Annotated in this window: 1 rRNA gene; it reads right to left on the bottom strand. The window is 52.0% G+C overall.

Going from position 1 to position 3135, the window contains the following annotated elements:
- Positions 1-113 precede the first annotated feature (113 nt).
- A 23S ribosomal RNA gene (locus tag AB1287_RS17855) occupies positions 114-3019 on the bottom strand.
- Positions 3020-3135: the final 116 nt, after the last annotated feature.

Here is a 3135-nt window from a genome sequence, read left to right as displayed (position 1 = left end):
TGCCGCCAGGCAAATTCTGTTTATCATCCCGCTTTCTCACGTCCGCGTGACGATTAATCTGTTATCAGGCTGAATATTGTCTGTCTCTCACGCCAAAACAGCTTCGGCGTTGTAAGGTTAAGCCTCACGGTTCATTAGTATCGGTTAGCTCAACGTATCGCTACGCTTACACACCCGACCTATCAACGTCGTCGTCTTCAACGTTCCTTCAGGACCCTTAAAGGGTCAGGGAGAACTCATCTCGGGGCAAGTTTCGTGCTTAGATGCTTTCAGCACTTATCTCTTCCGCATTTAGCTACCGGGCAATGCCATTGGCATGACAACCCGAACACCAGTGATGCGTCCACTCCGGTCCTCTCGTACTAGGAGCAGCCCCCCTCAATTCTCCAGCGCCCACGGCAGATAGGGACCGAACTGTCTCACGACGTTCTAAACCCAGCTCGCGTACCACTTTAAATGGCGAACAGCCATACCCTTGGGACCTACTTCAGCCCCAGGATGTGATGAGCCGACATCGAGGTGCCAAACACCGCCGTCGATATGAACTCTTGGGCGGTATCAGCCTGTTATCCCCGGAGTACCTTTTATCCGTTGAGCGATGGCCCTTCCATTCAGAACCACCGGATCACTATGACCTGCTTTCGCACCTGCTCGAGCCGTCACTCTCGCAGTCAAGCTAGCTTATGCCATTGCACTAACCTCCTGATGTCCGACCAGGATTAGCTAACCTTCGTGCTCCTCCGTTACTCTTTGGGAGGAGACCGCCCCAGTCAAACTACCCACCAGACACTGTCCGCAACCCGGATTACGGGTCTACGTTAGAACACCAGCCATTAAAGGGTGGTATTTCAAGGTTGGCTCCATGCAGACTGGCGTCCACACTTCAAAGCCTCCCACCTATCCTACACATCAAGGACCAGTGTTCAGTGTCAAGCTATAGTAAAGGTTCACGGGGTCTTTCCGTCTTGCCGCGGGTACACTGCATCTTCACAGCGAGTTCAATTTCACTGAGTCTCGGGTGGAGACAGCCTGGCCATCATTACGCCATTCGTGCAGGTCGGAACTTACCCGACAAGGAATTTCGCTACCTTAGGACCGTTATAGTTACGGCCGCCGTTTACCGGGGCTTCGATCAAGAGCTTCTCCTTACGGATAACCCCATCAATTAACCTTCCGGCACCGGGCAGGCGTCACACCGTATACGTCCACTTTCGTGTTTGCACAGTGCTGTGTTTTTAATAAACAGTTGCAGCCAGCTGGTATCTTCGACTGATTTCAGCTCCACCCGCAGGGGCTTCACCTACATATCAGCGTGCCTTCTCCCGAAGTTACGGCACCATTTTGCCTAGTTCCTTCACCCGAGTTCTCTCAAGCGCCTTGGTATTCTCTACCTGACCACCTGTGTCGGTTTGGGGTACGATTTCGTGTTACCTGATGCTTAGAGGCTTTTCCTGGAAGCAGGGCATCTGTTACTTCAGTACCGTAGTACCTCGTCATCACACCTCAGCGTTAAAAAGAGTCCGGATTTACCTAAACTCTCCGCCTACATGCTTAAACCGGGACAACCGTCGCCCGGATAACATAGCCTTCTCCGTCCCCCCTTCGCAGTAACACCAAGTACAGGAATATTAACCTGTTTCCCATCGACTACGCCTTTCGGCCTCGCCTTAGGGGTCGACTCACCCTGCCCCGATTAACGTTGGACAGGAACCCTTGGTCTTCCGGCGTGCGGGTTTTTCACCCGCATTATCGTTACTTATGTCAGCATTCGCACTTCTGATACCTCCAGCAACCCTCACAGGCCACCTTCAACGGCTTACAGAACGCTCCCCTACCCAACAACACATAGTGTCGCTGCCGCAGCTTCGGTGCACAGTTTAGCCCCGTTACATCTTCCGCGCAGGCCGACTCGACCAGTGAGCTATTACGCTTTCTTTAAATGATGGCTGCTTCTAAGCCAACATCCTGGCTGTCTGGGCCTTCCCACATCGTTTCCCACTTAACTGTGACTTTGGGACCTTAGCTGGCGGTCTGGGTTGTTTCCCTCTTCACGACGGACGTTAGCACCCGCCGTGTGTCTCCCGTGATAACATTCTTCGGTATTCGTAGTTTGCATCGGGTTGGTAAGTCGGGATGACCCCCTAGCCGAAACAGTGCTCTACCCCCGAAGATGAGTTCACGAGGCGCTACCTAAATAGCTTTCGGGGAGAACCAGCTATCTCCCGGTTTGATTGGCCTTTCACCCCCAGCCACAAGTCATCCGCTAATTTTTCAACATTAGTCGGTTCGGTCCTCCAGTTAGTGTTACCCAACCTTCAACCTGCCCATGGCTAGATCACCGGGTTTCGGGTCTATACCCTGCAACTTAACGCCCAGTTAAGACTCGGTTTCCCTTCGGCTCCCCTATTCGGTTAACCTTGCTACAGAATATAAGTCGCTGACCCATTATACAAAAGGTACGCAGTCACACCCCGAAGGATGCTCCCACTGCTTGTACGTACACGGTTTCAGGTTCTTTTTCACTCCCCTCGCCGGGGTTCTTTTCGCCTTTCCCTCACGGTACTGGTTCACTATCGGTCAGTCAGGAGTATTTAGCCTTGGAGGATGGTCCCCCCATATTCAGACAGGATACCACGTGTCCCGCCCTACTCTTCGAACTCACAACGTATGCATTTTCATGTACGGGACTATCACCCTGTATCGTGCGACTTTCCAGACGCTTCCATTAACACATACGCTGATTCAGGTTCTGGGCTGCTCCCCGTTCGCTCGCCGCTACTGGGGGAATCTCGGTTGATTTCTTTTCCTCGGGGTACTTAGATGTTTCAGTTCCCCCGGTTCGCCTCATTAAGCTATGTATTCACTTAATGATAATGTGTCGAAACACACTGGGTTTCCCCATTCGGAAATCGCCGGGTCACAGGTTCATATCACCTCGCCGACGCTTATCGCAGATTAGCACGTCCTTCATCGCCTCTGACTGCCAGGGCATCCACCGTGTACGCTTAGTCGCTTAACCTCACAACCCGAAGCTGTTTCGTAAAACACTCCGCATTGCGAAAATTTGAGAGACTCGAACACACCTTAAGTGTGTCGTTTCAATTTTCAGCTTGATCCAGATTTTTAAAGAGCAAA

Source organism: Scandinavium sp. UTDF21-P1B (genome assembly GCF_040750395.1).
In the GTDB taxonomy this organism is placed as follows: Bacteria; Pseudomonadota; Gammaproteobacteria; order Enterobacterales; family Enterobacteriaceae; genus Scandinavium.
This window is presented reverse-complemented; position numbering and strand designations above follow the sequence as displayed.